We start from the raw sequence: 25,539 nt of genomic DNA, 5'->3' as shown, positions 1-25,539 counted from the left end.
CGCGGCGCGGCAATCGGGTGCCGCGCCACGCGACGGCTGGCGGGCGCGTCGGCTCGCGGCATCCTCGCCCGCGTCGCTCTTGCCGCCTACGCGACGCGATTGCCGGCGATGCAGCGCGAGTAGTACGCGAGACTGCGTTTCGGCAGGCGTTCCTGCGTTGCCGGGTCGACGTGGACCAGCCCGAATTTCTTCGCGAAGCCGCTCGACCATTCCCAGCTGTCCATGCCGGCCCAGCAGAACAGTCCGCCCAGGCGGACGCCCTGCCGATACGCATCGTGCGCGGCGTTCAGATAGCGCGCGAGATAGTCGATGCGCGGGCCGTCGTCGACGAAACCGCCGCTTGGCGCGGGTTCGGCGATCGCGAACCCGGTCTCGGTGACGAGGATGCGCGGTGCGCCATAGTCGCGGTGGACGCGCAGCAGCATCTCGGACATCCCGTACGGCTCGACCGGGTAGCCCATCGTCTGGATTTCGTTTGCCGGGCTGGCGGCCAGCGTGAAACCCGTGCCGCCGGCGTTGGCCTTCACGTAGAAGCAGTTGTAATACTGCACGCCGAGAAAATCCGGGTTCGCGGCGATCGTCGTCATGTCGCCCGGCCGGACGAGCGGCGCCAGCGCCGTCTGCAGCTCGGCCGGATAGCCCTTGCCGTACAGCGGATCGAGAAACGCGCGATGCCAGATCGCATCGAACTGCGCGGCGGCGGCCTGGTCGGCGGCCGAATTCGTCACGGCGAGCACGGGCCGCCCGCTGATCGTCATGCCGATCTGCGCGGCGCCCCGCACGTTCGCGCGCACGGCCTGGAACATCAATCCCTGCGCGAGATTCTGATGGTGGATCGCGGCGAACATCGCCCCCATCGACTGCGCACGCGGCGGCGATGCGCCGTACGCGTAGCCCGACAGCGCGACGCCGTTCGGTTCGTTCAGCATCATCCAGTGCTTGACGCGATCGCCGACGCGGCGCGCCACGATCTGCGCGTAGTCGGCCAGCCGGTACGCGATGTCGCGGTCGCGGAAATCGCCGGCCCATACGGGGATGTCCCAGTGAAACAACGTCAGGTACGGCGTGAGGTTGCGCGCCAGCATCGCATCGACCATGCGGTCATAGGTGGCAAGCCCCGCTTCGCTCGGCGTGCCGGCGCCGTCCGGCTGCACGCGCGGCCATGCGGTCGAGAAACGGAACGCCCGGACGCCCGCGTTCGCGAGCAGCGACAAGTCGCCCGGGTAGCGTTGCTCGAATTCGATGCAGCGTGCGTTCGTCGAGCCGTCGGCGATCGTGCCGGGCTGGTCGGCGAACACATCCCAGTTGCTTCGGCCTCGGCCGTCGCGGCTTTCGATTTGCGGCGCGGCGGTGGCGACGCCCCACACGAAATCGTTGGCGAAGCGGGCCGATGCGTCCGCGGAGTCGATCGAATCGCCGCCGCAGGCGGACAGCATGCCGCTGCCGAGGGCGGCGGCGCCTTGTGCGAGAAAGCGTCGCCGGCTCTGGAGCGAGAGGGGTTTGATCATGGGTTCGGTCGTTTCGCGCGGAATGACGTGCGCATTTTGATTAGGAGAGCAATTAAATGGGCATGGAGCCGGGGACACTTCGCATGCATCGCATCAACGATTCCGCGCGGCCCCGGTTAGCGATGACGCGTGACGAGACCGATTTGCATGGCGTCGATCGTCTCGACGCACGAGCGGGAATCGGTATCGCGTCGGCGTGCAGAAAATAATAAGGATGTATTGTTTAATTTTTTTGAAAGCTGCTGAAGACCGCGCCGCGCATGCATCGGCCAAAACAACGAGGCCGAGCGCCGTATGACACGGGGCTCGGCCTCGGGCTGCCGGCAGGCAGGGGCTTCACACGCGGCTGCACGGTCGGCGCACCGCGCTGCCTTACTGTCAGACGATCCCTTTCTTGCGCGTCGACAGCGCGGTTTCCGACAGGTCGATCTCGCGAATCAGCTTCGTCAGCGTCTCGTCGGAAATCTTGCTGTCGCCGCGCAGCCGGTACAGCGCCGAGCGTTCCGCGCGCACGGCCGCGATCCGCATCTGCAGCTCCATCGTTTCGGCCTGCTTCGCTTCCGCGCGCGGCGTGGGGCCATCGTCGGCCAGCGCGGCGAGCCGTCGGCGGTATTGATCCATCACGCGTGCGGAGATGTCCGCGCAGCGCGCCGCGCCCGATTCGTCGAGATCGGTCGAGATCGCGTCGTGCGACGCATCGATCGCGCGGATCGCGGCCTGCGCGGCGGCCGAGCGTGCGATGCGCTCCTCGTCGCCGAGCGGGTTGCGCGACGAGCGCACGCCGCGCAGCAGCAGCGGCAGGCCGATCACCGCGACGATCAGCGAGCCGAGGATCACGGCCGACGCGATGAAGACCGCGGTGTCGCGGCCCGGCAGCGGCGCGCCGTCGGACAGCGCGACCGGGATCGACAGCACGCCGGCGAGCGTGACCGCGCCGCGCACGCCGCCGACCGTCATCACCGCGATCGTGCGCACGCCGGCCATCGTGCCGGCGAGGCCATGGCGCGCGGCGCGGCGGCTCGCGAACCAGCGCAGCAGCCACACCCACAGGAAGCGGATCGCATACAGCGCGAGCATCATCGCGCACACGTTGAAGATCATCCGGCCGACCAGCGCGTCGCTCGTATGGTGCGCGTCGACGAGCGCACGGCCGATGATGTGCGGCAGCTGCAGCCCGAGCATGATGAACACCATGCCGTTGAACACGAACTCGATCAGCGCCCACGTGCTTTCGGCGCGCACGCGCGACGCGACGGTGCTTTTACGCGAGAAGCTCGTGTAGTTCATCATCATCCCGGCCGACACGGCCGCGAGCACGCCCGACAGGTCGAGGTGCTCGGCGAACAGGTAGGCCGCGAACGGCACCAGCAGCGTCATCACGATGCCGGGCGCCGGGTCGCCTTCCTGCTCGGCATTCAGGAAGCGCGTCGACAGCGCGCTGAATAGCCACGCGACGATCGCGCCCGTCGCGAGCCCGCCGGCCGCGACGATCACGAACGTGACCGACGCGGCGCGCAGCGAGAATACGCCCGTCAGCGCGGCCGCGATCGCGAATTTCAGCGCGACGAGGCCCGACGCGTCGTTCATCAGCGCCTCGCCTTCGAGGATGTGCATCAGTTGCGGCGGAATGCGACCCTTGCCGGCGATCCCGGACAGCGCGACCGCGTCGGTCGGCGACAGCACCGCCGCGAGCGCGAACGCGATCGGCAGCGGCAACTCGGGAATCAGCCAATGCGCGAAGTAGCCGACTGCGAGTACCGTCATGAACACGAGCCCGAACGCGAGCATCAGGATCGCGCGGCGCTGCAGGTAAAGCTCGCGTTTCGGAATCCGCCAGCCGTCCGCGAACAGCAGCGGCGGAATGAACAGCAGCATGAAGATCTCGGGGTCGAACGTGACGTGCAGGTTCAGCTTCGGCCACGCGAGCATCGCGCCGAACGCGATCTGCATCAGCGGCAGCGGCAGTTGCAACGGCAGGAGACGCGTGACGGCGCCGGACAGCGCGACGGTCAGCAGCAGGATGAGGACTGTGAAAACGATTTCCATCGAGACGGCGAATAACGCGGAATGAAACGATCGTACGGAGTGTAGCGTGTCGGCGTAACGGGTGCGCTCGAGTGGCCGGTGCGTGCGCACGGGAATGGTGCGTCGAACACGCGCCACGGTGGTGCGGCCGCCCGGCACAGCCGCATGGCGCACGGGTTGTCGGCACCTCGCACGGAGCTTGCTTGAGGGAGAGCAGCCGCCCGGCTTGCGCCGGGTCACCGAGGGTCCAACCAATGACATGGCGCGCCGTCCCGTTCGTCGTTTTCGCCGGACGCCGGACGTCGCGTTCGACTGCATCACCAGGAGGAAGGTATGACGATCGTGCAACAGGAGCGTCCGGCCGCCGCGTCGCCGTACCGGTTCGAGCGGGAGATGAGCTCGGGCTTGGAACGGCTGGCGACGCAGCACCGCGACCTGACGCTCACGACCGTGTTCCAGCCGATATTCAGCCTGTCGCACCAGCGTGCGGTGGGCTACGAGGCGCTGCTGCGCGCGCACGATGCGCTCGACCGCGCCGTGTCGCCGCTCGACGTGTTCGGCGAAGCCGCGCGCCGGGACGAACTGCTGCAGCTCGACCGGCTCGCGCAGGCGCTGCATCTGGAGAACTTCGCGCTGCTCGGCGCGGAGCGCGAGTGGCTGTTTCTCAACGTCCATCCGGGCGTGCTCACCGATCCGTTCCAGGCGGCCGCGCTGCTCGCGAACCTGAAACGGCTCGGCATGCCGCCGCGGCGCATCGTGCTCGAAGTGCTCGAACAGCGCGCGGAGGACGTCGAGCGGCTCGCGGAGGCCGTGCGCGAGTTCCGCACGCACGGCTTCCTGATCGCGCTCGACGATTTCGGCGCGGGTCACTCGAACCTCGAACGGATCTGGCAGCTGAACCCGGACATCGTGAAGCTCGACCGGATCATGCTGTCGCACGCGGCGCACCGCACGGGGCTCACCGCGATCCTGCACGGGCTCGTGACGCTGCTGCACGAGGCCGGCAAGCTGGTGCTCGTCGAAGGGATCGAGACCGAGCACGAAGCGCAGATCGCGCTGTCGTGCGAGGCCGATTTCGTGCAGGGCTACTACTTCGGCCGCCCGGCGCCGGGGCTGCCCGACAGCGCGGCCGCGACCGGCTGCATCGGCGAGCTGACCGAGCGCTTTCGTCAGCAGACCGAAGCGCGCGAGCGGCGCGACGCGCAGCGGCTCGCACCGTACCTGCGCGCGTTCGAACGGGCGGCCGAGCGCCTCGCGGGCGGCGAGCCGCTCGACGAGGTGTGCTGGAACTTCCTCGCGCTGGACGCGGCCGCACGCTGCTTCCTGCTCGACGCGCAGGGCCGGCAGTCGGGCCGCAACGTCGTGCTGCGCGCCGATCGCGCGCTCGCCGAGGCGCGCTTTTCGCCGCTGGCGGACGCGCAGGGCGCGAACTGGCTGCGCCGGCCGTATTTCCGCTCGGCGATCGCCGAACCGGGGCGCGTGCAGGTCACGCGGCCGTACCTGTCGATCAACGAGGCGCAGCCGTGCGTGACGCTGTCGGTGGCCGTGCGCGTCGGCGATGCGCAGCGCGTGCTGTGCGGCGATATCGACTGGATCGACGAGGACGCGCAAGCGGCGTAGCGGCACTCGGTCGGGATGCGGCGACCGACGGCGCCGGGGCGGCCGTTGCGTTCGCCGCGCGCTTCCCCGACAATGGCGCGACCGCGGCCGTCGTGACCGCGCGCCGTCCCGGGGGCCACCATGGCGGCGAATATAAAAGGAAAACGCCATGAAGCGACCGATTTCGCTGACCATCCTCGCGTGGATCATCATCGTGACCAACGCGATCACCTGCGTCTATACGCCGTTCTCGATCGGCATGCCGACCACCCAGGCGCTGATGTCGCACTACCTGCTGCCCGTGTGGGCGACGTTCGGCATCAGCATGATCGTCGAGGCCGCGAATGTCGTGATCGGCATCGCGATCCTCAAGGGGCGCGAATGGTCGCGCAACGCCTATATCGTGACGTTCGTGTTCGGCATCGCGTTCTCGTTGATCAACATGCCGGCGTCGATGCTCGCAGTGCTGATCCCGGGCGTCCTGCTGTTCGCGGTGTTCGTCTACCTGCTGTTCCGGCGCCCGGCGACCGCGTATTTCCGGCAGGCCGTTGCGTGAGCGTCGTGCGCAACGCGCTGGCGATCGTGCTGTTCTCGATCGCCGGCTTCTGCGTGATCGCCGCGCAGATGATCGCGTTCATGAAGGTCGGTCAGGCGGGCGCGACGACCGTATTCGTCGTCGTGCTGTTCGCGGTGTCGGCCGTGCTGCTCGCCGCGGGCATGTTTGCCGGCGCATTCCGGCCGCGTGCGCGCGGCGCGGGCATCGTGCTGCTCGTCGCGGCCGCGACCACCGCCTTCGGGATGATCGGCTGGGCGATGCTCGTGCTCACGCCGGCGATCGTCGACGTGATGCAGCAGCAGGGCGCGTACTTCAACGCGCGCATGTTCCGGTTCGTACCCGGCACCGCCGTCACGGCGTTGTCCGCGCTCGTCGGCGTCTGGCTCGTGCGGCGCGGCTGACGTACCGGGCTGAAATGCGCGGCTGAAGTCTGCGGCGGCCGGCACGCTGGCGTCCGTCGCGCGGCTCGGCTAGGATGCGCGAATTGTCCAGACGATTCGCGGGCCGCCCATGAACCGACATGCCGCTTCTCCCATTCTCCTCGAAGTGATCGCCACGACCGTCGGCGATGCGAAGGTCGCCGCCCGCGCGGGCGCCGACCGCCTAGAACTCGTGACCGCGATCACCGAAGGCGGGCTGACGCCGAGCGTCGGCCTGATCGAGGCCGTCGTGGCCGCCGTGCCGATTCCCGTCAACGTGATCGTGCGTCCGCACAGCCGCTCGTTCGTCTATGACGCCGACGACCTGCGCGTGATCGAGCGCGACGTGCGCGCGGCAGTCGCGGCCGGCGCGAACGGCGTCGTGTTCGGCGCGCTCGATCCGCGCGGCGACGTCGATCTCGGCGCGCTCGCCCGGATCGCGGCCGCCGCCGACGGGCGCGCGCTCACGTTCCACCGCGCGTTCGACGTCGCGCGCGATCTGAACGCCGCGTTCGACGCGCTGCTGCGCGTGCCGGCCGTCACGTCCGTGCTGACGTCGGGTGGCCATCCGTCGGTGCTCGACGCGGTCGCGACGATCACGCGGCTCGTGCGGCAGGCGGCGGGCACGACCTGCAGGGTGCTGGCCGGCTCCGGGCTCACGATCGACGCGGTCGGCGATTTCGTGCGCGCGACCGGCGTGCGCGCGGTGCATTTCGGTTCGGGCGTGCGGCCGCGCGGCGAGGTGCTCGCGCCCGTCGACGCGCTGCACGTCGAGCGCGTGCGCGCGGCGCTCGACGGCGCGGCGTCGCACGTGTGACGTACGTTCCAACACCGCACGACACAAACACGACACGACATCATCGGGGAGAGCGGGCCACATGACGGACGCCACGCACGACACGCACGACGGCGCGGACGACGATGCCGCGCCCGGCTGGGACGCGATCGACGCCGCGCTCGCGCGCCTTTATCCGGGGCAGGAGCCGAAGCACTACGGCACGCTGGTCAAGTGGCGGCTCGGCGGCCCCGATCCGCTCGACGGGATCAGCGTGTGGCGGCGCGCGGCGCCCGTGCCGCACTGGCATTTCGTCACGTACGGGCTGAGCGAGCTGTATGCGAAGGAGTCGGACGATCCGGCCGTCAGCGGCTTCGGCTTCGAGCTGACGATGCGCGTCGCGTGCGTGGCTGGCGACGACGAGCCGCCGCGCTGGGTGTTCAGCTTCCTGCAGAATCTCGCGCGCTACGTGTTCCAGAGCGGCAACGCGTTCGACGACGGCCACTGGATGACGGCCAACGGCCCGATCGCGCTCGATACCGATACGGCGCTCTGTTCGATGGGCTTCGCGTTCGATCCGGAGCTGCCGGCGATCGACACGCCGCACGGCCGTCTCGCGTTCCTGCAGGTCGTCGGGCTGACGCTCGACGAGGAACGCGCCGCGAAGCGCTGGCGCACGCGTGCGCTGCTCGACACGCTGCTGCCGCACATGCCGCTGTGGGTGACCGATCTCGTCCGCGCGTCGCTGCTCGAACGCGCGGACGTGCGCGAGCAGGTCGACGCGGGCACGCAGCGCGACGGCTCGGCGAGCGGTTACCTGTTCACCGACGTGCTCGGTTGGGGCACCCGCAAGCGGCTGCTGCGCGCGCCGGTGATCGAGATCACCGTCGGCGCGCGGCAGGTCGACGAACTCGTCACGCTACTGCCGCTGCGGCTGCCGTTCGACCGGCCGTTTCGCCTCGTCGGTCACGACGGCGCGGTGCGGTTCGTGCGCGGCGACGCGAACGGCGTGAGCGACGAAGACGGCACGCTGACGCTGCGGCTCACCGACGCGACGGTGCAGGCGCTGGCGCGCACGCTGAAGCCGCGCGCCGGCGAGTATGCGATCGACGGGCTCGACGGCGTGCGCTGGCGGGTCGAGCCGACGGTGATCCGCGACGCGCAGGGCCATCCGGTGCAGACGATCGGCTAGGGCCGGCGCCGAGCCGCGGCGCGTCACGTGTTGCGCACGAACCAGGTCCGCTTCGCGGTGCCGAGCAGCGCGCGATAGACGAGCCACGACACGACGAAGGTGGCCGGCGCCGACAGCGACGCGGCGAACCCGGTCGCCTGGTTCAGCGCGAGCCCCGCGAACGCGCCCGCGAACCACGCGGTCAGGCCGCCCGGATTGAACACCGGCACGTGCGCGTCGCGGCATTCGACGTCGTCGCCGACGAGCTGCCCGTAGCGCGCCGACAGGATGTGCGCGAGCGCGACGCCGACCCACGCGACGACGAAGATGCCCTGGTACGCGAGCGCTTGCAGGATCCGCGAGAAGATGTCGGCCATCATCAGCGCATAGACGACCGCGCCGACCACGACCGCCCACACGAATTTCGGCGCGCGCAGCCCCGCGACCTTCTGGAAGAACGCCTGCATGTTGACGGTCGCGAGGTAGTAGTTCGCGGTATTGATGCGCGACTGCGTGACCCACACGAACAGCAGCCCCCACACGCCCATCAGCTTCAGCAGCGCGAGCACGACCGACACTTCCGACAGCGTGCCGAGCCCGGGAATCGTGCTGACGAGATAGATGCCGGCCGCGCCGTTGACGAGGAACGTGACGAGGTAGAACGGCATCCCGAAGTTGAAGCGGCCGTGATAGCGGGCGTCGGCCTTGCGGCCGAAGCGCGCGTAGTCGAACGTGAACATCATCAGCACCCATACGCCCATGTAGTAGACGAAGCACTGCCACCAGCCGCCGGCCGGGGCGCCGCCCGCCGGCCCGAAATCAAGCCACGCGGCGTGATAGCCGTACTCGGCCGTCGCGAGCCCGACCGCTGCGAGCAACCCGAACAGGTAGAACGGCAGCAGCACGCCGTTGAACTTGTCGAGCCAGTGCTGCACGCTGCCGAACACGAGCGGCACGCTGTAGCAGACGACGATCAGCGCGGCCCACTTGTAGTCGAGCGCCGGAAACTGATGATGCGCGGCGACCGCGATCACCGAGCCCTCGAACACCGCGTAGTAGATCGCCGTCGCGAAGAAGATCAGCGTCGCGAGCGCCGCGCCCGCGCTGCCGAACAGCACGCGCGAGAACAGCGCGACCGACAGGCCGGTACGGATCGCGTAGCGGCTGATGATCGAATTGACGATGCCGTACGAGACGACCGACAGCGCCATCCCGATCAGCGCGTTGCGCGCGCCGTAGGTGAGCGCGAGCGTCGCACCGACGACGATGTAGAACACCGCGCTGCAGACGGCCCACCACGCCATCGTCAGCGCAAAGGGCGGCATGCGTGCGTGATCGGGAATGGCGAGCGTCGACAGGTCGAGATCCTCGTCGGTGCGGGCCTGAGCCAGGTTGGCCATGAGCGTGCTCCTCGATGAGCGAAACAGCGGACGACGTCTGGGCCGCGGCCCATGCGAGCCGCGGGGTTGCCCCGACGTCGGGGCGGGCAACCGGTCCGGCGAAAACGGCGCGCAGGCGTCCCCGCCGCGCCGCGCGCGGCCGCACGGACGGGAAACGGAAGCGAAGGATGAAAGCGGAGGGCGGCGCACGGCGCCCGGCGCGACGGCCGGGCGCGTGGCGCTCAGTCCTTCAGTACGGCGCGCAGCAGCGCGAGGCGCCGCTGGTACTCGCGGCGCGCGGCGAGCGCGTCGGCCATCGTCACGCGCACGAAGCGCGCGCGATGGTTCGGCTGCATCTGGCCGATCAGGTCCATGTCGGCGCTGATGACCGTGCCTATCGTCGCGTAGCCGCCGCCCGACACCGCATCGCGATGCAGGATGATCGGCTCGACCCCGGCCGGCACCTGGATCGAGCCGATCGGATAGCACGCGTCGACGATGTTCGACGGATCGGCCCCGGCGCCGAACGGCTGCTCGCGCGGCCGGAACTGCAGCGGCCGGCCGTTCTTGTAGCGGTAGCCGATGCGGTCCGCCTCGGGCGCGACCATCCATTCGTCATCGAAGAACGTGTGCGCCGACGCGTCGGTGAGCCGGTAGTGGTACAGCCCCGGCAGCACGCGCAGTTCGACCTGGCTGTCCAGCGGCCGGCTGACCGACGCCGGCAGTTCGCGCCCTTCGCGAAGCGTGCCGCGCGCCGCGCCGATCGGCAAACGGTCGCCTTTCTGCAGGCGCCGGCCCGCGTGGCCGCCGATCGCGCCGAGCGTGTAGGTCGAGCGGCTGCCGAGCACGACCGGCACGTCGATGCCACCCGCGACGGCCAGGTACGCGCGGGCGCCGCCCTTCACGTAGGCGAACGACAGCACGCTGCCCGCGCGAATCCACAGCGCGACGTTGCAGCGCTGCCCGACGCCGTCGATCTTCGGGGTCATCTCGGCGCCCGTGACGGCGACCAGCGCGTCCGCATGGAACAGCAGCTCCGGGCCGAGCAGCGTGCATTCGAGCACGGCCGCCTGTTCCGGATTGCCGACCAGCAGGTTCGCCGCGCGCGACGCGTACTGGTCGAGCGAGCCCGACGGCGGGATGCCGACGTGGTAGTAGCCTTGCCGGCCCGTATCCTGGACCGACGTCGCGAGGCCGGGTTTCACGACCTCGATCAGGTTGTGCGCGTCAGCGGGCATGCAGCACCTCGACGAGAGAACGGTTGACCGCATCGGGATCGCGCCGGAACGCGTCGAGCGAGAATTTCACGGGGCGCACGCGCAGCGAGAAGGTACCCGCTTCGACGGCCGCCACCGCGGCGTCATAGGCGTCGCGATCGATCGGCTGGAACTTCACGATGTCGCCGGGCCGGAAGAACACCATGAAATCGCGCAGGTAGTCGAGCCGCTGCGCGGGATCGAAGATCGGCGCCGGCGTCACGCCGAACATCTGGTAGCCGCCCGCGCCGCGCACCGAGTAGATGCAACCGAAGCAGCCGCCGTGGCCGACCGTCAGCTTCGGCGTGTCGGTGCGCGGCCGCAGGTATTTCGGTACTTCGAGCTGGCGTGCGCGCTCGACCATCTGGTACATGAACGGCAGGCCCGCGACGAAGCCGACCATCGACACGAACCACGGCGAGCCCGAGTGCGCGGCGATGAAGTCGTCGACGTCGCGCTTGCCGTTGATCCGCGCCGCATATTCGAGGTCGGTCGACGACGGGTCCTGGTGACGCTCGCGAAACCGCATCAGCGTCTCGTGCGTCCACGGGTCGTTGTACAGCACCGGCACCTCGACGATGCGCGTATCGAGTTCGAGCGGCGCGTCGCCGACCTCGGCCTCGATCGCCTTGAGCAGCGCGACGAGCGTGTCGGGCTCGATCACGTCCGGGTCGTAGCGCACCTGGTAGGACGCGTTCGCCGGACAGATCTCGGTAATGCCCGGCACCGCGCGCCGCTGCAATTCGCGCGTGATCGCCGTGCCCTTGAAGAAGGCGTCGAGCGACATCGCCTCGCTGATCTCGACGAACACGAATTCGTCGCCGCCGAACGTATAACGGGTCGTCACAGGGCCTCCCCGACGCGCGCGGCGTCCGCAGTTTCGTGCTGCCGGGCGGCGGCCGTCGCGGCCTCGCGCCATGACGGCATCCACGCTTCGAGAAAATTCGTGTGATAGCGGCCCGCGCGCACGTCGTCGTCCGCGAGCAGCGCGACGTGCAGCGGCGCGGTGGTCTTCAGGCCGCCGACCTGCAGCTCGCCGAGCGCGCGAGACAGACGCCGCAATGCGGCCGCGCGGCTCTCGTCGTGCACGATCAGCTTCGCGAGCAGCGAATCATAGAACGGCGGCACGACGTAGCCCGGGTAGAGCAGCGAATCGACGCGCACGCCGGGCCCGGTCGGCCACACCAGTGCGTCGATCCGGCCCGGATTCGGGCGGAAATCCTGCAGCGGATCTTCCGCGTTGATCCGGCATTCGAGCGCGGCGCCGCGCATCGCGATGTCGGCCTGCGCGAACCGCAGCCGCTCGCCGTCGGCGATGCGCAGCGTTTCGCGCACGAGATCGATGCCGGTGATCGCCTCGGTCACCGGATGCTCGACCTGGATGCGCGTGTTCATCTCGATGAAGTAGAACTCGCCGCGCGCATCGTCGAACAGGTATTCGAGCGTGCCCGCGCTGCGGTAGCCGACCTCGCGCGCGAGCCGCGTGGCCGACGCGCACAGCGCGTCGCGCTGCGCCGGCGTGAGCGACGGCGACGGCGCTTCCTCGAGGATCTTCTGGCGGCGCCGCTGCAGCGAGCATTCGCGCTCGAACAGGTGGACGACGTCGCGGCCGTCGCCGAGCACCTGCACCTCGATGTGCCGCGCCCGCGCGATGAAGCGTTCGAGATAGACGCCGCCGTCGCCGAACGCGGCCTGCGCCTCGCGCTGCGCGAGCGGCAGTTCGGCGTCGAGCTGCGCGGCGTCGTGCGCGACGCGGATGCCGCGCCCGCCGCCGCCCGCGGCCGCCTTGATCATGATCGGATAGCCGATGCGCGCGGCGACCGCGCGGGCCGCGTCGAGCGACTGGACGACGCCGTCGCTGCCGGGCACGGTCGGCACGTTCGCGCGCCGCGCGGTGTCGCGGGCGCGCGCCTTGTCGCCCATCGTCGCGATCACCTGCGCGTCCGGGCCGACGAAGATCAGCCCGGCCGCCTCGACCTGCGCGGCGAAGGCCGCGTTCTCGGACAGGAAGCCGTAGCCCGGATGGATCGCGTCCGCGCCGCATTGCCGCGCGGCGTCGAGGATCGCGGCCGGATTCAGATAGCTCTTCGCCGCATGCGACGACCCGATGTGGATCGCTTCGTCGGCCATGCGCGCGGCGAGGCTGTCGCGGTCCGCGTCGCTGACCACGGCGACCGCACGCATGCCGAGCTCGCGTGCCGCGCGGATCACGCGCACCGCGATTTCGCCGCGGTTCGCGACCAGCACGGTCTTGATCCGCGACGGTCGATAGAAGGTGTCGGGGGCGTTTGCCGGCTTCATCGCATCACCCCTCGATCCGCATCAGCACCTGGCCGGCGTCGACCGGCTCGCCATCGTCGACGAGCAGCTCGACGACGCGGCCCGCCGCATCGGCTTCGATCTCGGTGAACTGCTTCATCACTTCGACGAGGCCGACCACCGCGCCGGCCGCGACCGTCGCATTCACCGCGACGTAGTAGTCCGCCTCGGGCGACGGGCGTCGGTAGAACGTGCCCGGCAGCGGGCTGACGATGTCGTGCAATGCCATCTTGCGTCTCCTTGAATCGGGTTCAGTGATGAGCGGCGAGCGGTTGCGGGCCGGCGGTCCGGATGCCTTCGCGGACCAGCGCGTCGCGCGTTTCGCGCACGAGTTCGAGCGCGCCGGGCGTGTCGCTGTGGATGCAGACCGAATCGAAATCGATGTCGATGTCGTCGCCGTCGATCGTGCGCACCTTGCCGTCGATGCACGCACGCAGCACCTTGTCGGCCACCTGCTGCGGGTCGGGGCGCCCGACGCGGCGCGTGAACACGATGGAGCCGCTGCGGTCGTAGTCGCGATCGGCGTAGAACTCGCGGATCACCGGCTGTTCGTACTCTCGCGCCACGCGATACGTGACCGACGCTTCCATGCAGTACAGCCACAGGCCGGGATCGACGCGCTGCAGCGTCTCGATCAGCAGCCGCGAGAACGCCTCGTTGGCCGCCGCGTGCATGTAGAGCGCGCCGTGCGGCTTGACGTGCTGCAGGCCCACGCCGTTGAGCCGCGCGAACTCGCGCAGCGCGCCGAGCTGATACAGGATGTCGTGGACGAGCGCCTGCGGCGTTTCGGTGATCGTGCGGCGACCGAAGCCCGCCAGATCGCGAAAGCCCGGATGCGCGCCGATCCCGACGCCGGCGTCGCGCGCGAGCTGCACCGTGCGCGCCATGATGTTCGGGTCGCCGGCATGAAAACCGGTGGCGATGTTCGCCGAGCTGATGAGCGGCATGATCTGCTCGTCGACGCCGTCGCCGATCGTCCACGGGCCGAAACCTTCGCCCATGTCCGAATTCAGGTCGACACTGTGCTTCCTCATACGGTTCGTTCCTCCAGGTTCTCCGGTTTCGCGTGCGCTGCAGCGCGTGTCGACACCGTGTTGAACGCAGGTTAGCCGTGCGGGGTGCGTCAAAATAGTTCTATTTTTATATGCGAGCGTATCGATTTTTCAGATATCGCCGAAAGCGGCCGCCCGGCGTCGCGGCAGGCGGATGCGCGCGGGTCGGGCGGGCCCGGATTGCCGCGAAACGGACGGTTGATATGATGGTTGCCATGCCCCCATCAGTTTTCCACCGCGCATGGCCCTGACGCTCAGACAGCTCAAGTACTTCGTCGCGACCGCCGAGCTCGGACAGATCTCGCAGGCCGCGATCCAGCTCACCATCTCGCAGTCGGCCGTGACGAGCGCGATCAAGGAACTGGAGGACAGTCTCGGCACGCAGCTGTTCGTGCGCACGTCGGCGGGCGTGACGCTGACCGATACCGGGCGGCGTTTTCTCAATCACGCGTACACGATCCTGTCGTCGGTCGACGAGGCGATGCGGATCCCGAATCTCGAAAGCACGCTGACCGGCACGCTCGCGATCGCCGCGAGCTACACGGTGCTCGGCTACTTCCTGCCGCATCACGTGCTGCGGCTCAATACGCTCTATCCGCGCCTGACGATCCACCTGCACGAGCTGAACCGCGAGTCGATCGAGGAAGGGCTGATCGCGGGCCGCTACGACATGGCCGTGCTGCTCACGTCGAACGTGTCGAATCCGGAGCTCGTGCTGGAGCCGGTGATCCATTCGGTGCGCAGGCTGTGGGTCGGCGCGCATCATCCGCTGCTGCGGCGCGAGAGCGTCACGTTCGCGGAGGTCGCGCACGAGCCGTTCGTGATGCTGACGGTGGACGAGGCCGGGCAGACCGCGCTGCGTTACTGGAACGAGACGCCGTACCGGCCGAACGTGATCCTGCGCACCTCGTCGGTCGAGGCGGTGCGCAGCATGGTCGCGAACGGCAGCGGCGTCGCGATCCTGTCCGACATGGTGTATCGCCCGTGGTCGCTCGAAGGGCGGCGCATCGAGACGATCGTGCTGCGCGACCCGGTGCCGCCGATGAGCGTCGGCCTCGCGTGGCGCAAGAACATCGAGCTGAGTCCCGCGATGCACGCGGTGCGCGACTATTTCCGGCACACGTTCATGGAGCCGCGCGCACTGGGCGGCGCGACCTGAACCGTGCGCGCGGGCGTGAAAAAGCCGGGGCGCGCCCCGGCTTTTCGTCGGCGGGCGCGGCGCGCCGGCCGTTGCCGCTTACGCGTTGTCCGCCAGCGCGTCGGCCTGGCTCGCGCGGATGCCGAGGCGCTCGAACAGCGCGCGGTCGCGCTGCGTCTGCGGGTTGCTCGTCGTCAGCAACTGGTCGCCGTAGAACATCGAGTTCGCGCCCGCGAGGAAGCACATCGCCTGCATCGCGTCGTCGAGCTGCTCGCGCCCGGCCGACAGGCGCACGACGGCCTTCGGCATCGTGATGCGCGCGACCGCGATCGTGCGCACGAACTCGAACGGGTCGAGCGGCGCGGTGCCTTCGAGCGGCGTGCCTTCGATCGCGACGAGGTTGTTGATCGGCACCGATTCCGGATACGGGTTCAGGTTCGCGAGCTGCGAGATCAGGCCCGCGCGTTCGCGGCGCGATTCGCCCATCCCGATGATGCCGCCGCAGCACACGTTGATGCCCGCGTCGCGCACGCGGTCGAGCGTGTCGAGGCGATCCTGGTACGTGCGCGTCGAGATCACCTGGCCGTAGAACTCCGGCGACGTGTCGAGGTTGTGGTTGTAGTAGTCGAGGCCCGCGTCGGCGAGCTGCCGAGCCTGTTCGTCTTCGAGCATGCCGAGCGTCATGCAGGTCTCGAGGCCGAGCTCCTTCACGCCGCGCACCATCTCGGTCAGCGCCGGCATGTGGCGCTCCTTCGGATTGCGCCACGCGGCGCCCATGCAGAAGCGGCTCGCGCCGTTCGCCTTCGCCGCGCGCGCGGCGTCGAGCACCGTGTCGACGTCCATCAGCTTCTCGGCCTTCAGGCCCGTGTCGTGATGCGACGACTGCGAGCAGTAGCCGCAATCTTCCTCGCAGCCGCCCGTCTTGATCGACAGCAGCGTCGACAGCTGCACCGCGTTCGCGTCGAAGTGCTCGCGATGCACCTGCTGCGCGCGGAACATCAGGTCGTTGAACGGCAGCGCGAACAGCGCGACGACGTCGGCGACGCGCCAGCGCTGCGGGGCCGGTGCAGCCACGGGAATCGCGTCGGGTTGCACGGTGGCGGTCTGGGCTTGGGTCATTTCGTTTTCCTGTCCTGGCGGGATGGGGGATCGGTTGGGTCAAGGCCGCGCGGTGCGCAGCGACTCGACGAGCGCGGCAATGTCGAGCATCGCCGCGGCGGATTCGGGGGCGGCCGGCGTCATGTGCGCAATGCGGCCGATGAGCGGCGCGCGGTGCTCGCGCGCGAGCCAGTCGCGAATCGTCGCGACGTTCTCGTCGGCGAACGACATGGCCGGGTCGACATGGTTCGCGACCCAGCCCGCGAGCGCGAGGCCGCGCTGGCGAATCGCATCGGCCGTCAGCAACGCGTGGCTGATGCAGCCGAGCCGGACGCCGACGACGAGCACGACGGGCAGGCCGAGCGCGACCGCGAGATCGGCGGTGTCCTGCGTGTCGTTCAGCGGCACGCGAAAGCCGCCGACGCCTTCGACGACGACGACGTCCGCGCGCGTCAGCGCTTCGCGATGGCACGCGACGATCGTGTCGAGATCGAGCGTCACGTCTTCCTGCGCGGCGACGATATGCGGCGCGGCCGGCGCCTTCAGCAGGAACGGCGTGCGCAGCTCGGGCGGCAGCACGACGTTCGCGGCCGCGTCGAGCTGGTCCGCGTCCTCGTTGCGCCACACGCCGTCGCGTTCGTACGCGCCGGCCGCGACCGGCTTCAGCGCGGCCGCGCGCAGGCCATGCCGTGCGAAGCCGTGCAGCATCGCGGCCGACACGAAGGTCTTGCCGATTTCGGTGTCGGTGCCGGTGACGAAGACGGACAGCGGGGCGGCGGTCATGCCGCGGCCTCCTCGCTGGCCTGGATCAACGCGGCTTCGAGCCGAGCAAGATCGTCGAACGAATGCGCGGCCGACAGCGACACGCGCAGCCGCGACGTGCCGGCCGGCACCGTCGGCGGCCGGATCGCCGGCACCCACAGGCCGTGCGCGTCGAGCGCGCGCATCGCCGCGAGCGTCGCGTCGTTGCTGCCGACCACGAGCGGCTGCACGGCCGTGTGCGAATCGACCGGCTGCCAGCGCGTATTGCGCAGCAGCGCGCGCGTGCGGCCGATCAGCGCGGCGAGGTGCGCGCGGCGCGCGTCGCCTTCGTCGCCCGCGATCACCTTCAGGCTTGCCGATACCGCATGCGCGACGGCCGGCGGCGCGGCCGTCGTGAAGATGTAGCTGCGCGCGCGCTGGATCAGCCATTCGATCACGGTCTCATGCGCGATCACGAACGCGCCTGCGACACCGGCCGCCTTGCCGAGCGTGCCGACGTACACCAGATGCGGCGAACGCAGCGCGGCGGCCGCGAGCGCGCCGCGACCCTGCGGGCCGAGCACGCCGAAGCCGTGTGCGTCGTCGACGACGAGCCACGCGCCGTGGCGCTCGGCCAGCGCGACAAGCTCGGCAAGCGGCGCGAGGTCGCCGTCCATGCTGAATACGGTGTCGCTGACGATCAGCTTCGTTTCCGCATCCGATGCGTCGAGCAGCGCGGCGAGCGCGGCCATGTCCGCATGCGGATAGACCTGCACGTTCGCGCGCGACAGCCGCATGCCGTCGATCAGCGACGCGTGGTTCAGTGCGTCGGAGAAGATCGTCGCGCTCTTGCCGGCCAACGCCGTCATCGCCGCGAGGTTCGCCATGTAGCCGGTGCTGAAGTACAGCGCGCGCGGCGCATCGGAGAAGCCGCCCGCGAAGCCGGCGAGTTCGTCTTCCAGTTTGGCGTGCGCGCGCGAATGGCCGCCGAGCAGGTGCGAGCCGCCGCTGCCGGAGCCGTAGCGCTGCGCGCCTTCCGCGAACGCGGCGACGAGCGCCGGATGCGCGGCGAGGCCGAGGTAGTCGTTGCTCGCGAAGCCGACGATCTCGCGGCCGTTCACGGTCATGCGCGCGTCGCACGCGGTGTCGGCGATGCGGCGCACGCGGCGCAGCCCTTGCGCGTCGAGGTCGGCGAGGCCGCGTTGCAGGGTGTCGAGCAGGCTCATCGGCCGAGGTCCTCCAGCGTCGCGTCGAGCGTGTCGCGCGTGCGCTGCGCGAGCCACGCGATGTCGTCGTCATTCATCACGTACGGCGGCATCAGGTACACGGTCGTGCCGATCGGGCGCAGCAGCAGCTCGCGTTCGAGCGCGTGTTCGAAGAAGCGCCGCGAGAAGCCGCGCGCCGCGTCGCCGTCGAGCGCGACGTCGAACGCGAACAGCGTGCCGCGCTCGCGCAGATGGCGCACTTGGCGGTGCGCGTCGAGCGGCGCGAGCGCCGCGCGCAGCGTCGCCGATTTGCGCGCGTTGCTCGCGAGCACGTCGTCGCGCGCGAACAGGTCGAGCGTCGCGACTGCAGCGCGGCACGCGAGCGGATTGCCGGTGTACGAATGCGAGTGCAGGAAGCCGCGCGTCGTGTCGTCGTCGTAGAACGCCGCGAACACGTCGTCGCGCGTGAGCACCAGCGACAGCGGCAGGTAGCCGCCGCTGATCCCTTTCGACAGGCACATGAAATCGGGCCAGACGCCGGCCTGCTCGCACGCGAAGAAGGTGCCGGTGCGCCCGCACCCGACCGCGATCTCGTCGGCGATCAGGTGCACGCCGAATTCGTCGCACAGCGCGCGCAGCCCGCGCACGTACGACGGATCGTGCATCGCCATGCCGGCCGCGCACTGCACGAGCGGCTCGACGATCAGCGCGGCGATCCGGTCGCCGCGTTCGGCGAACAGGCGCCGCACGTCCGCGAGCGCGCGGCCCGCGACGTCGGCGGCCGTCTCGCCCGGCAGCGCGCCGCGCGCGTCGGGCGACGCGACCACGTGCGCGTGGCGGATCAGCGGGTCATACGCATCCTTGAACAGCGCGACGTCGGTCACGCCGAGCGCGCCGATCGTCTCGCCGTGATAGCTGTTCGCGACGCAGACGAATTCCTGCTTGTTCGCGCGGCCGCGGTTGCGCCACGCGTGGAAGCTCATCTTCAGCGCGATCTCGACGGCCGACGCGCCGTCCGACGCGAAGAACGCATGACCCAGCGTGCGCGCGGTCAGCGCATGCAGGCGTTCGGCGAGCTCGATCGCCGGTTCGTGCGTGCAGCCGGCGAGCATCGCGTGCTCGAGCGTGTCGAGCTGGTCCTTCAGCGCCGCGTTGATGTCCGGGTTCGCATGGCCGAACAGGTTGACCCACCACGAGCTGATCGCGTCGAAGTAACGGCGGCCGTCACGGTCGACCAGCCACACGCCCGCGCCGCGCGCGACGGGGACGAGCGGCAGGCGCTCGTGGTGCTTCATCTGGGTGCAGGGATGCCAGACCGCGCGCAGGCTGCGCGCGACCCAGTCGTCGGTGGCTGGCGTACTCAAGGCGACTCCGGGGGTAAAACGACCGCGCGGCATCGACGGGATGCCGCGCGGCGGGATACGAAACGCGCAGAGATTAGCGTGTTCCGCCGCGCGTTGCACTAGCGGTTACAAACGCCGCACAGCCTTGCTGGGCGGGAGTTCGACGCAGTTCGGAGGGGCTCGGAACGGAACGCGGCGGATCGGGCGAAATGCGCGCAGATGACGACGTTCGAGTGACGCCCCCGACAGAAAAAATCGCTGGGCGAGGGGCGGCCGGGTGGCGAAATATGGGGAACGATGATGGTGCGGGTTGGGCGGCGACGAGGGGCGGTCTTGCTTCGTGCATCGTCAGTTCGACAGGGGCGCGGAAGGCCCGGACGGCTGGACGAGATCTGGCGCGAATTCAAGTCGATTGCTCGTAAAAACGAGCATTACGCGGCGCGTGCTCGATTTGACGAGCATGCGGCGGAGCACCGCGATGATCTTGAATCGACGGTGCGCAAAGGGGAAGCGAGAGGAACGACAGCCGAGCGTCAGCGCGAAGCCAGCGCGCGCGTATCGGTATCGCGGGTGCGATCGTCGCCGTTGTCGGCCGTCTGCGTCGTGTTGGCGTTCCACACGACGCGGTCGTTGACCGCATACAGCCGGCACGCGCCGGCGCCTTGCTTCGCGCAGTTGTCGAGCGCGAGCGCCATCGGGTCGTCGCCGCCTTCGGCCCACGACCACGCGCCTTCCGACGACACCGCGAACGCGCGGCTCGGATGCTGGTTCAGGAAGCGGCGATAGCCTTCGCGGCCGGCTTCGTCGACGTACGGCACCGCGTTGACCGCATCGATCGACGCGTAGCCGGTGGCCTTCGGCTCGTGCGGGTCCGCGACCGCATAGCGCACCGCGGTCGGCAGGTTCAGTTCGGCGAGGAATGCGTTCACGGCCGGCCACCACACGGGCACGCCGTCGCGATCGACGATCAGCCGGTGCGCATCGTCCTTGTAGCGGCCGAAATCGATGAAGCGGGCCTGCGTGCCGTGCGACACGTATGCATCGTGCATCTGCGCGACCAGCGCGGGCGTCCACACCGAATCGTTGTCGCCGTACAGCCACAGCGACCGCACGGCCGTATGCGCGCCGTAGTGGTCGAACGCGTCGACGAGGTTGCGCTGCCAGCCGTCGCACAGGTCCTGGCGCAGCCCGCCGGAGAAGTTGATGATGCCGCGCACGCCGGCCGCGGCTTCGGTGCCGTACGCGACCGACGCGAGCCCGCCGTGCGACGTGCCGGCGACGACGATGCGCGACGCATCGACGTACGGCTGGCGCGACATGTAGCGCACCGTCGCATCGACGTCGGCGGCCTGCGCGAGGCCGTTCTTGCCGACGTTGCAGCCTTCCTGCTGGTACGTGCCGTCGGAACCGGCGAAGCCCTGGCGATTCGGCGCGATCACCGCATAGCCGCGGCGCACGAATTCGCGCGCGAACGCGAGCGGCCGGCTGCGCGGCTGCAGATGGAGATCGCCGGTATTTTTGCCGTGGTTGAAGACGACGAGCGGGAACGGGCCGGGGCCGTTCGGCTTGAACAGCGTGGCCTCGAGCGTGATGGCGCCCGACGCATCGGCCGGAATGCGAAGGATCTGCTCGTTGAGATCGGCGGCGACCTGCGGCAGGTTCGAGTCGGCGTAGTCGAAATGCTCGGCATGAGCGAGCGACCCGCTGGCGCCCGCACCCGTATTGGCGCTCGGCAGCGTACCGGCCTGAGCGGCCGACAGCGCACACGCCGCCATCCATCCCACCAATACCTTGCTGAACGCCATCCGTAAGCCCTGCCATGCAACATGACCAAGTCGAGCCCATCGTAGCCCGACAAAATCAGGTTGTGCAATGCGGGAATTACCCGGCGTCTGACATGGCAACTATTTGTCAGCGTTCACTTACTTCGCCGTCGACATAGCGCCAGAATCCCTGCTCGTCGCGCTCGAAACGGCTCGTCTCGTGCAGCCGGTAAGCGCGTCCGCCGACCTTGTAGCGCGCCACGAATTCGACCTCCGCATGCCGGTCGTCGAGCGGTACGTGCCGTTTGACCGCGAGGCCGAGCCAGCGCGGCGCGTCCGGCGCGTCAGGGTCGGTGTCGAGATCGGGCGGGCAGGTGCGCGCGGCCCATGTCGCGCGCAGGTAATCGGTCGCGCCGAGCACGTACGCGCTGTACCGCGAGCGCATCAATTCGAGTGCGGTCGGGGCGGCTTCGCCGCCGTCGATGAAGCGGCCGCAGCAGGCCGCGTAGCGCGGTGCCGGCGCGTTGCCGGCGGGCGCGGGGGATGCGCCGCCGCACGGGCACGCGTCAGGTCGGTTCGAAATCATGCGCAATGTGAATTAACAACGCCCGGTTGCCGGCGCGGCTCACCAACTGAGCTCGATGCCGTCGTACTGGAAGAACCGGCCGTTCGCCTGAGACACGTCCGAACCGGATTCGGCGATCACGCGACGCATGCCGGTCACGCTCGTTTCCGGATCGATCGCGGCCTGCGCGCCGCCCATGTCGGTGCGCACCCAGCCGGGATGGAGCGCAATGCATGCGGCATGGCGCGTCTGCAGCGACGCGATGCGCAGCGCGTCGTTCAGCGCGGCCTTGCTCGCGCGGTACAGCCAGCCGGTCGTGCCGGTCGCCTCGGCGATGCTGCCCATCCGGCTCGACACGACGGCCAGCACGCCGCGCGCGTCCTCGACGAGCGGCAGCAGGATCGGCAGCAACTGCATCGGCCCGCGCACGTTCGTATGCATCACCGCGTCGAAATCCTCGGCGGTGATCGTCTCGACGCCTTCGGTGCGCGGCCCGTACACGCCCGACACGAGCACGGCCGCATCGAGCCGCTCGCCGTCGAGCTTCCAGCCGAGCGCCGCGATCTGCGCGGGCTGCGCGATATCGAGCGCATGCGGCTGCGCGCCCAGCGCACGCAACGCATCGAGCGACGCCGCGTCGCGCGCGGTGGCGATCACGTTCCAGCCGTCGCGCCGGTATTGCCGGACGAATTCGCGGCCGAGGCCGCGCGATGCGCCGACGATCAATACGGTTTTCATGCCGTCGCTCCTTGGGTAGGCGCCGCCGAGGCAGTGCCGGTGTCAGATTCGTTCGATGCGCGCCGCGCCCGCGTGGCAGCCGCCGTCAGGCGACTGGCGCGTCACTGCACGTTACTGCGCATCGTCGCACGGCTTCAGCGTGGCGGCGACCGCCTGCGCGACGTCTTCGAGCCGTGCCGCGTCCGCCGCGACCATGTCGTTGTCCGGCGCGTGCTGGCCGCGTGCGGTCAGCGCCGCCACGCAGCGCTTGTAGGTGGCGTCGAGCGCGTCGAAGTTCGACACGGACATCCCCAGGTTGCGCATCCGGCCGTCGTGCACGCCGTACACGAGCCCGTGCACGGTAAGCGACTGGCCGCGCGCCCACGCGTCGTTGACGATCGTGGTGCGGCACACGTTGACGACCTGTTCGATCGAATTCAGCTCGATCAGGCGGCGATACCGCGCTTCGCCGACCGGCCATTCGTCGAGCAGCGCCGCATGGCGCTCGCGCACGTCCTGCACATGATGCAGCCAGTTGTCGGCGAGGCCGACGCGGCGGTTGTGCAGCGCTGCGTTCACGCCCGAGCAGCCGTAGTGACCGACGACCATGATGTGCTTCACGCGCAGGATGTCGACCGCGAACTGGATCACCGACAGGCAGTTCAGATCGCTGTGGACGACCACGTTCGCGATGTTGCGGTGCACGAACACTTCGCCCGGCGGCAGGCCGATGATCTGGTTCGCCGGCACGCGCGAATCGGAGCAGCCGATCCACAGATATTCCGGCGCCTGCTGGTCGGCGAGCCGTGCGAAGAAATCGGGATCGTCGGCGAGCTGGCGCTTGACCCAGGCATCGTTATTGTCGAACAGATGTGAAAGCGGATTGTCTTGGGTAGTCATCGGTGTGGATTCCGTTGGCGGAAATCAAGTCGATATCGGATCGGGTGTTGCCGGCGTCAGGCGGCGCGCTGCGCGTCGCCTGCGCCGTCGTTGCGGCCCGTCGCGTCGAAGCGCGCGGGGTAGCGCACGCTGAAGCGCAGGGCCGTGTCGTACGGATAAAAATCGGGCAATTCGCCCTGCATCAGCTTGTCCTTGCTCGCCTGCCACAGCACGGGATCGAAAAAGTCCGCGTGATGCTTCATGAAGACGTCGCGCACGCGCGGGTCGCCGAGCAGGAACGGCCCGTAGGTCTCCGGAAAGATGTCGTGCGGGCCGACGGTATACCACGGTTCGCCGGACAGTTCGTCTTCCTCGTTGCGCGGCGGCGGCACGCGTCGTACGTTGCAGTCGGTCAGGTACTCGATCTCGTCGTAGTCGTAGAACACGACGCGGCCGTGGCGCGTGACGCCGAAGTTCTTGTACAGCATGTCGCCGGGGAAGATGTTCGCCTTCATCAGCTCCTTCACCGCGTTGCCGTATTCCTTCACGCCGTGCTCGACGTCCGCGTCGCTGCCGTTCTGCAGATACAGGTTCAGCGGCGTCATCCGGCGCTCGATGTACAGGTGCTCGATCACGAGCTTGTCGTCCTCGTACTCGAGCAGCGACGGCACTTCCTTCTCGAGTTCGCGCACGAGCGCATGATCGAGCCGCGCGAGCGGCAGCGCGACGCTCGAATACTCGAGCGTGTCGGCCATCCGCCCGAGGCGGTCGTGGCGCTTCACGAGCTGGTACTTCTCCATGATCTGCGCGCGCGTCGTTTCCTTCGGCGGCGGGAAGTGATCCTTGATGATCTTGAACACGTACGGGAACGACGGCAGCGTGAACACGAGCATCACGAGGCCCTTGATCCCGGGCGCGATGATGAAGCGGTCGCTCGAATGCGACAGGTGGTGCAGCAGGTCGCGGTAGAACAGGTTCTTGCCCTGCTTCTGCAGCCCGACCGACGTGTAGATCTCGGCCTTCGGCTTGCCCGGCATGATCGTGCAGAGAAAATCCACGTACGCGGACGGCACGCCCATGTCAACGAGGAAGTACGAATGTGAGAAGCTGAAGATGATCTGCAGCAGGTCGCGGCGCAGCAGCACGGTGTCGAGCGCGAGCACGCCCGGGCGCACGTGGCGGATCGGCACCGCGAACGGCAGCACGCGGTCGGCGTTGATGATGCGGCCGACGATGTACGCGCTCTTGTTGCGGAAGAACAGCGACGACAGCACGTGGATCTGGAAATTCGGCGCTTCGTCGAAGCGGCCGAATTCGTCGTCGATCGCCTGCATCACGCAGCCGATGTCGCGCGAGAGATCCTCGAACGCCGGCTCGAGCTGGAAGTTCGTGACGATGCGCTCGAGCGTGACCGCGAGCCCGTCGGTGCCCGGATAGTACGCGCGGTAGGTCGGCTTCGCGGCCGGTTCGTCGTTCTCCAGATACTCGGTCGAGATCGCCGGGCGCACGAAGATGAAATCGTTGCTGAAATACGAGCGGTGCAGGATCTTGCAGCACACCGAATTGAAGAAGGTTTCCGCGCACTCGGGCTGGCGGTGCGACGTGAGCAGCCCGATGTAGTGCAGCTTGATCTGCTGCCACACTTCGTCGTCGATGTTCTCCGCGTCGTATTCGTCTTCCAGCACCTCGACGCATTCCTTCACGCGATCGTCGTACGACGTGATCCGCTCGCGCGCGAGCCGCTGCAGCCCGTGCCAGTCGCCGCGCTCGAACAGCGTCTTCGCATCGACCGCCGCTTCGCGGAAGATCCGGTAATGGCGATCGAAGTATTCGAGCATCGTCTGCGCGACGTCGAAACCGATCTGCGACGACAGCAGTTTGGGGAAGTGATTCATCGCGTGCAGGCTCGTTCAAGGGGCTGTAAGCACCCGCCATTTTAGCGCCCAAGTCGGCGTTTCAATGACTTTCGGGGTGACGCGCGAGCGGCCGTCAATCGGCGTGTTGTTCGCCGTTGGGCGCCGTTCGGTGCAT

At 68.9% G+C, this 25,539-nt stretch carries 23 protein-coding genes; 6 read left to right on the top strand and 17 right to left on the bottom strand.

The features are described 5' to 3' along the window. Positions 1–86 precede the first annotated feature (86 nt). Entirely contained in the window at positions 87–1,508 is a 1,422-nt protein-coding gene (locus GJG85_RS15560; RefSeq protein ID WP_204383443.1) for a family 1 glycosylhydrolase, read from the bottom strand. A gap of 378 nt (positions 1,509–1,886) precedes the next feature. Continuing rightward, positions 1,887–3,554: a Na+/H+ antiporter gene (locus tag GJG85_RS15555; protein WP_050014333.1), complete on the bottom strand. Its 1,668-nt coding sequence runs from the start codon at positions 3,552–3,554 to the stop codon at positions 1,887–1,889. A gap of 312 nt (positions 3,555–3,866) precedes the next feature. Here GJG85_RS15555 and GJG85_RS15550 point away from each other — a divergent pair, with 312 nt between their 5' ends. The 5 genes from GJG85_RS15550 (at position 3,867) to GJG85_RS15530 (ending at position 8,074) form a co-directional block, all read left to right on the top strand. Further along, entirely contained in the window at positions 3,867–5,153 is a 1,287-nt protein-coding gene (locus GJG85_RS15550; RefSeq protein WP_050014334.1) for an EAL domain-containing protein, read from the top strand. A gap of 148 nt (positions 5,154–5,301) precedes the next feature. Then, positions 5,302–5,688 carry a hypothetical protein gene (locus GJG85_RS15545; RefSeq protein ID WP_050014335.1) on the top strand — a complete coding sequence of 129 codons (387 nt, stop codon included), beginning with the start codon at positions 5,302–5,304 and terminating at the stop codon, positions 5,686–5,688. Further along, positions 5,685–6,089: a hypothetical protein gene (locus tag GJG85_RS15540; RefSeq protein ID WP_089488867.1), complete on the top strand. Its 405-nt coding sequence runs from the start codon at positions 5,685–5,687 to the stop codon at positions 6,087–6,089. The genes GJG85_RS15545 and GJG85_RS15540 overlap by 4 nt, the downstream gene beginning before the upstream one ends. A 109-nt stretch (positions 6,090–6,198) precedes the next feature. Next, positions 6,199–6,924 (top strand): copper homeostasis protein CutC, encoded by a 726-nt coding sequence (locus tag GJG85_RS15535; RefSeq protein ID WP_050014337.1) that lies wholly within the window; start codon positions 6,199–6,201, stop codon positions 6,922–6,924. 61 nt (positions 6,925–6,985) lie between these two features. Further along, positions 6,986–8,074 carry a suppressor of fused domain protein gene (locus GJG85_RS15530; RefSeq protein WP_089488866.1) on the top strand — a complete coding sequence of 363 codons (1,089 nt, stop codon included), beginning with the start codon at positions 6,986–6,988 and terminating at the stop codon, positions 8,072–8,074. A 23-nt stretch (positions 8,075–8,097) separates the two neighbouring features. Here GJG85_RS15530 and GJG85_RS15525 read toward each other — a convergent pair whose 3' ends face one another. From GJG85_RS15525 to GJG85_RS15500, 6 genes are all read right to left on the bottom strand, one after another. Continuing rightward, complete coding sequence (locus GJG85_RS15525) at positions 8,098–9,453, bottom strand: allantoin permease (RefSeq protein ID WP_006484074.1); 1,356 nt, start codon at positions 9,451–9,453, stop codon at positions 8,098–8,100. Positions 9,454–9,674: 221 nt separating this feature from the next. Next, on the bottom strand, positions 9,675–10,670 hold the full coding sequence (locus tag GJG85_RS15520) for a biotin-dependent carboxyltransferase family protein (RefSeq protein ID WP_050017776.1): 996 nt from the start codon (positions 10,668–10,670) through the stop codon (positions 9,675–9,677). After that, complete coding sequence (locus tag GJG85_RS15515) at positions 10,660–11,535, bottom strand: allophanate hydrolase subunit 1 (protein WP_006495445.1); 876 nt, start codon at positions 11,533–11,535, stop codon at positions 10,660–10,662. The genes GJG85_RS15520 and GJG85_RS15515 overlap by 11 nt, the downstream gene beginning before the upstream one ends. Further along, entirely contained in the window at positions 11,532–12,989 is a 1,458-nt protein-coding gene (locus GJG85_RS15510; RefSeq protein WP_050017777.1) for an acetyl-CoA carboxylase biotin carboxylase subunit, read from the bottom strand. The genes GJG85_RS15515 and GJG85_RS15510 overlap by 4 nt, the downstream gene beginning before the upstream one ends. Positions 12,990–12,993: 4 nt before the next feature. Beyond that, on the bottom strand, positions 12,994–13,236 hold the full coding sequence (locus tag GJG85_RS15505; protein ID WP_006483474.1) for an acetyl-CoA carboxylase: 243 nt from the start codon (positions 13,234–13,236) through the stop codon (positions 12,994–12,996). 22 nt (positions 13,237–13,258) lie between these two features. Next, the gene (locus GJG85_RS15500) at positions 13,259–14,041 is read right to left on the bottom strand and encodes a 5-oxoprolinase subunit PxpA (protein WP_050017778.1); all 783 of its coding nucleotides are present in this window, start codon (positions 14,039–14,041) and stop codon (positions 13,259–13,261) included. 259 nt (positions 14,042–14,300) lie between these two features. Between GJG85_RS15500 and GJG85_RS15495 the strand changes: the two genes are divergently transcribed. Beyond that, entirely contained in the window at positions 14,301–15,218 is a 918-nt protein-coding gene (locus tag GJG85_RS15495; RefSeq protein WP_006483476.1) for a LysR family transcriptional regulator, read from the top strand. A 78-nt stretch (positions 15,219–15,296) separates the two neighbouring features. On the opposite strand, the gene bioB is transcribed toward GJG85_RS15495, so the two are convergent. The 9 genes from bioB to aceK form a co-directional block, all read right to left on the bottom strand. Then, complete coding sequence (gene bioB / locus GJG85_RS15490; protein ID WP_089488864.1) at positions 15,297–16,316, bottom strand: biotin synthase BioB; 1,020 nt, start codon at positions 16,314–16,316, stop codon at positions 15,297–15,299. A 39-nt stretch (positions 16,317–16,355) separates the two neighbouring features. After that, the gene (gene bioD / locus GJG85_RS15485; RefSeq protein ID WP_204383441.1) at positions 16,356–17,078 is read right to left on the bottom strand and encodes a dethiobiotin synthase; all 723 of its coding nucleotides are present in this window, start codon (positions 17,076–17,078) and stop codon (positions 16,356–16,358) included. Further along, positions 17,075–18,262 carry an 8-amino-7-oxononanoate synthase gene (bioF, locus tag GJG85_RS15480; RefSeq protein ID WP_050017782.1) on the bottom strand — a complete coding sequence of 396 codons (1,188 nt, stop codon included), beginning with the start codon at positions 18,260–18,262 and terminating at the stop codon, positions 17,075–17,077. Before bioF ends, bioD begins: the two co-directional genes overlap by 4 nt. Continuing rightward, positions 18,259–19,605 (bottom strand): adenosylmethionine--8-amino-7-oxononanoate transaminase, encoded by a 1,347-nt coding sequence (gene bioA, locus GJG85_RS15475; RefSeq protein WP_176016582.1) that lies wholly within the window; start codon positions 19,603–19,605, stop codon positions 18,259–18,261. Before bioA ends, bioF begins: the two co-directional genes overlap by 4 nt. 512 nt (positions 19,606–20,117) lie before the next feature. Further along, positions 20,118–21,389 (bottom strand): CocE/NonD family hydrolase, encoded by a 1,272-nt coding sequence (locus GJG85_RS15470; protein ID WP_050017784.1) that lies wholly within the window; start codon positions 21,387–21,389, stop codon positions 20,118–20,120. A 106-nt stretch (positions 21,390–21,495) separates the two neighbouring features. Then, complete coding sequence (locus GJG85_RS15465; RefSeq protein WP_050017785.1) at positions 21,496–21,933, bottom strand: YchJ family protein; 438 nt, start codon at positions 21,931–21,933, stop codon at positions 21,496–21,498. A 39-nt stretch (positions 21,934–21,972) separates the two neighbouring features. Continuing rightward, positions 21,973–22,650: an SDR family oxidoreductase gene (locus tag GJG85_RS15460; protein WP_050017786.1), complete on the bottom strand. Its 678-nt coding sequence runs from the start codon at positions 22,648–22,650 to the stop codon at positions 21,973–21,975. Between the two features lie 111 nt (positions 22,651–22,761). Further along, positions 22,762–23,529 (bottom strand): carbonate dehydratase, encoded by a 768-nt coding sequence (gene can, locus GJG85_RS15455; protein ID WP_050017787.1) that lies wholly within the window; start codon positions 23,527–23,529, stop codon positions 22,762–22,764. Between the two features lie 56 nt (positions 23,530–23,585). Further along, positions 23,586–25,403, bottom strand: a complete 1,818-nt coding sequence (aceK, locus tag GJG85_RS15450) for a bifunctional isocitrate dehydrogenase kinase/phosphatase (protein ID WP_050017788.1) — start codon at positions 25,401–25,403, stop codon at positions 23,586–23,588. Between the last annotated feature and the right edge of the window lie 136 nt (positions 25,404–25,539).

This window comes from Burkholderia sp. MS389, assembly GCF_016899425.1.
Lineage (GTDB): Bacteria > Pseudomonadota > Gammaproteobacteria > Burkholderiales > Burkholderiaceae > Burkholderia > Burkholderia sola.
Note: the sequence above shows the minus strand (reverse complement) of the source record. Positions and strands in the feature narration are given on the sequence as shown.

Coding starts and splice junctions, on each gene's coding strand:
- GJG85_RS15560 (WP_204383443.1), bottom strand. CDS start 1,508: ATGATCAAACCCCTCTCGCTCCAGAGCCGGCGACGCTTTCTCGCACAA.
- GJG85_RS15555 (WP_050014333.1), bottom strand. CDS start 3,554: ATGGAAATCGTTTTCACAGTCCTCATCCTGCTGCTGACCGTCGCGCTG.
- GJG85_RS15550 (WP_050014334.1), top strand. CDS start 3,867: ATGACGATCGTGCAACAGGAGCGTCCGGCCGCCGCGTCGCCGTACCGG.
- GJG85_RS15545 (WP_050014335.1), top strand. CDS start 5,302: ATGAAGCGACCGATTTCGCTGACCATCCTCGCGTGGATCATCATCGTG.
- GJG85_RS15535 (WP_050014337.1), top strand. CDS start 6,199: ATGAACCGACATGCCGCTTCTCCCATTCTCCTCGAAGTGATCGCCACG.
- GJG85_RS15530 (WP_089488866.1), top strand. CDS start 6,986: ATGACGGACGCCACGCACGACACGCACGACGGCGCGGACGACGATGCC.
- GJG85_RS15525 (WP_006484074.1), bottom strand. CDS start 9,453: ATGGCCAACCTGGCTCAGGCCCGCACCGACGAGGATCTCGACCTGTCG.
- GJG85_RS15520 (WP_050017776.1), bottom strand. CDS start 10,670: ATGCCCGCTGACGCGCACAACCTGATCGAGGTCGTGAAACCCGGCCTC.
- GJG85_RS15510 (WP_050017777.1), bottom strand. CDS start 12,989: ATGAAGCCGGCAAACGCCCCCGACACCTTCTATCGACCGTCGCGGATC.
- GJG85_RS15505 (WP_006483474.1), bottom strand. CDS start 13,236: ATGGCATTGCACGACATCGTCAGCCCGCTGCCGGGCACGTTCTACCGA.
- GJG85_RS15500 (WP_050017778.1), bottom strand. CDS start 14,041: ATGAGGAAGCACAGTGTCGACCTGAATTCGGACATGGGCGAAGGTTTC.
- GJG85_RS15495 (WP_006483476.1), top strand. CDS start 14,301: ATGGCCCTGACGCTCAGACAGCTCAAGTACTTCGTCGCGACCGCCGAG.
- bioB (WP_089488864.1), bottom strand. CDS start 16,316: ATGACCCAAGCCCAGACCGCCACCGTGCAACCCGACGCGATTCCCGTG.
- bioD (WP_204383441.1), bottom strand. CDS start 17,078: ATGACCGCCGCCCCGCTGTCCGTCTTCGTCACCGGCACCGACACCGAA.
- bioF (WP_050017782.1), bottom strand. CDS start 18,262: ATGAGCCTGCTCGACACCCTGCAACGCGGCCTCGCCGACCTCGACGCG.
- GJG85_RS15470 (WP_050017784.1), bottom strand. CDS start 21,389: ATGGCGTTCAGCAAGGTATTGGTGGGATGGATGGCGGCGTGTGCGCTG.
- GJG85_RS15465 (WP_050017785.1), bottom strand. CDS start 21,933: ATGATTTCGAACCGACCTGACGCGTGCCCGTGCGGCGGCGCATCCCCC.
- GJG85_RS15460 (WP_050017786.1), bottom strand. CDS start 22,650: ATGAAAACCGTATTGATCGTCGGCGCATCGCGCGGCCTCGGCCGCGAA.
- can (WP_050017787.1), bottom strand. CDS start 23,529: ATGACTACCCAAGACAATCCGCTTTCACATCTGTTCGACAATAACGAT.
- aceK (WP_050017788.1), bottom strand. CDS start 25,403: ATGAATCACTTCCCCAAACTGCTGTCGTCGCAGATCGGTTTCGACGTC.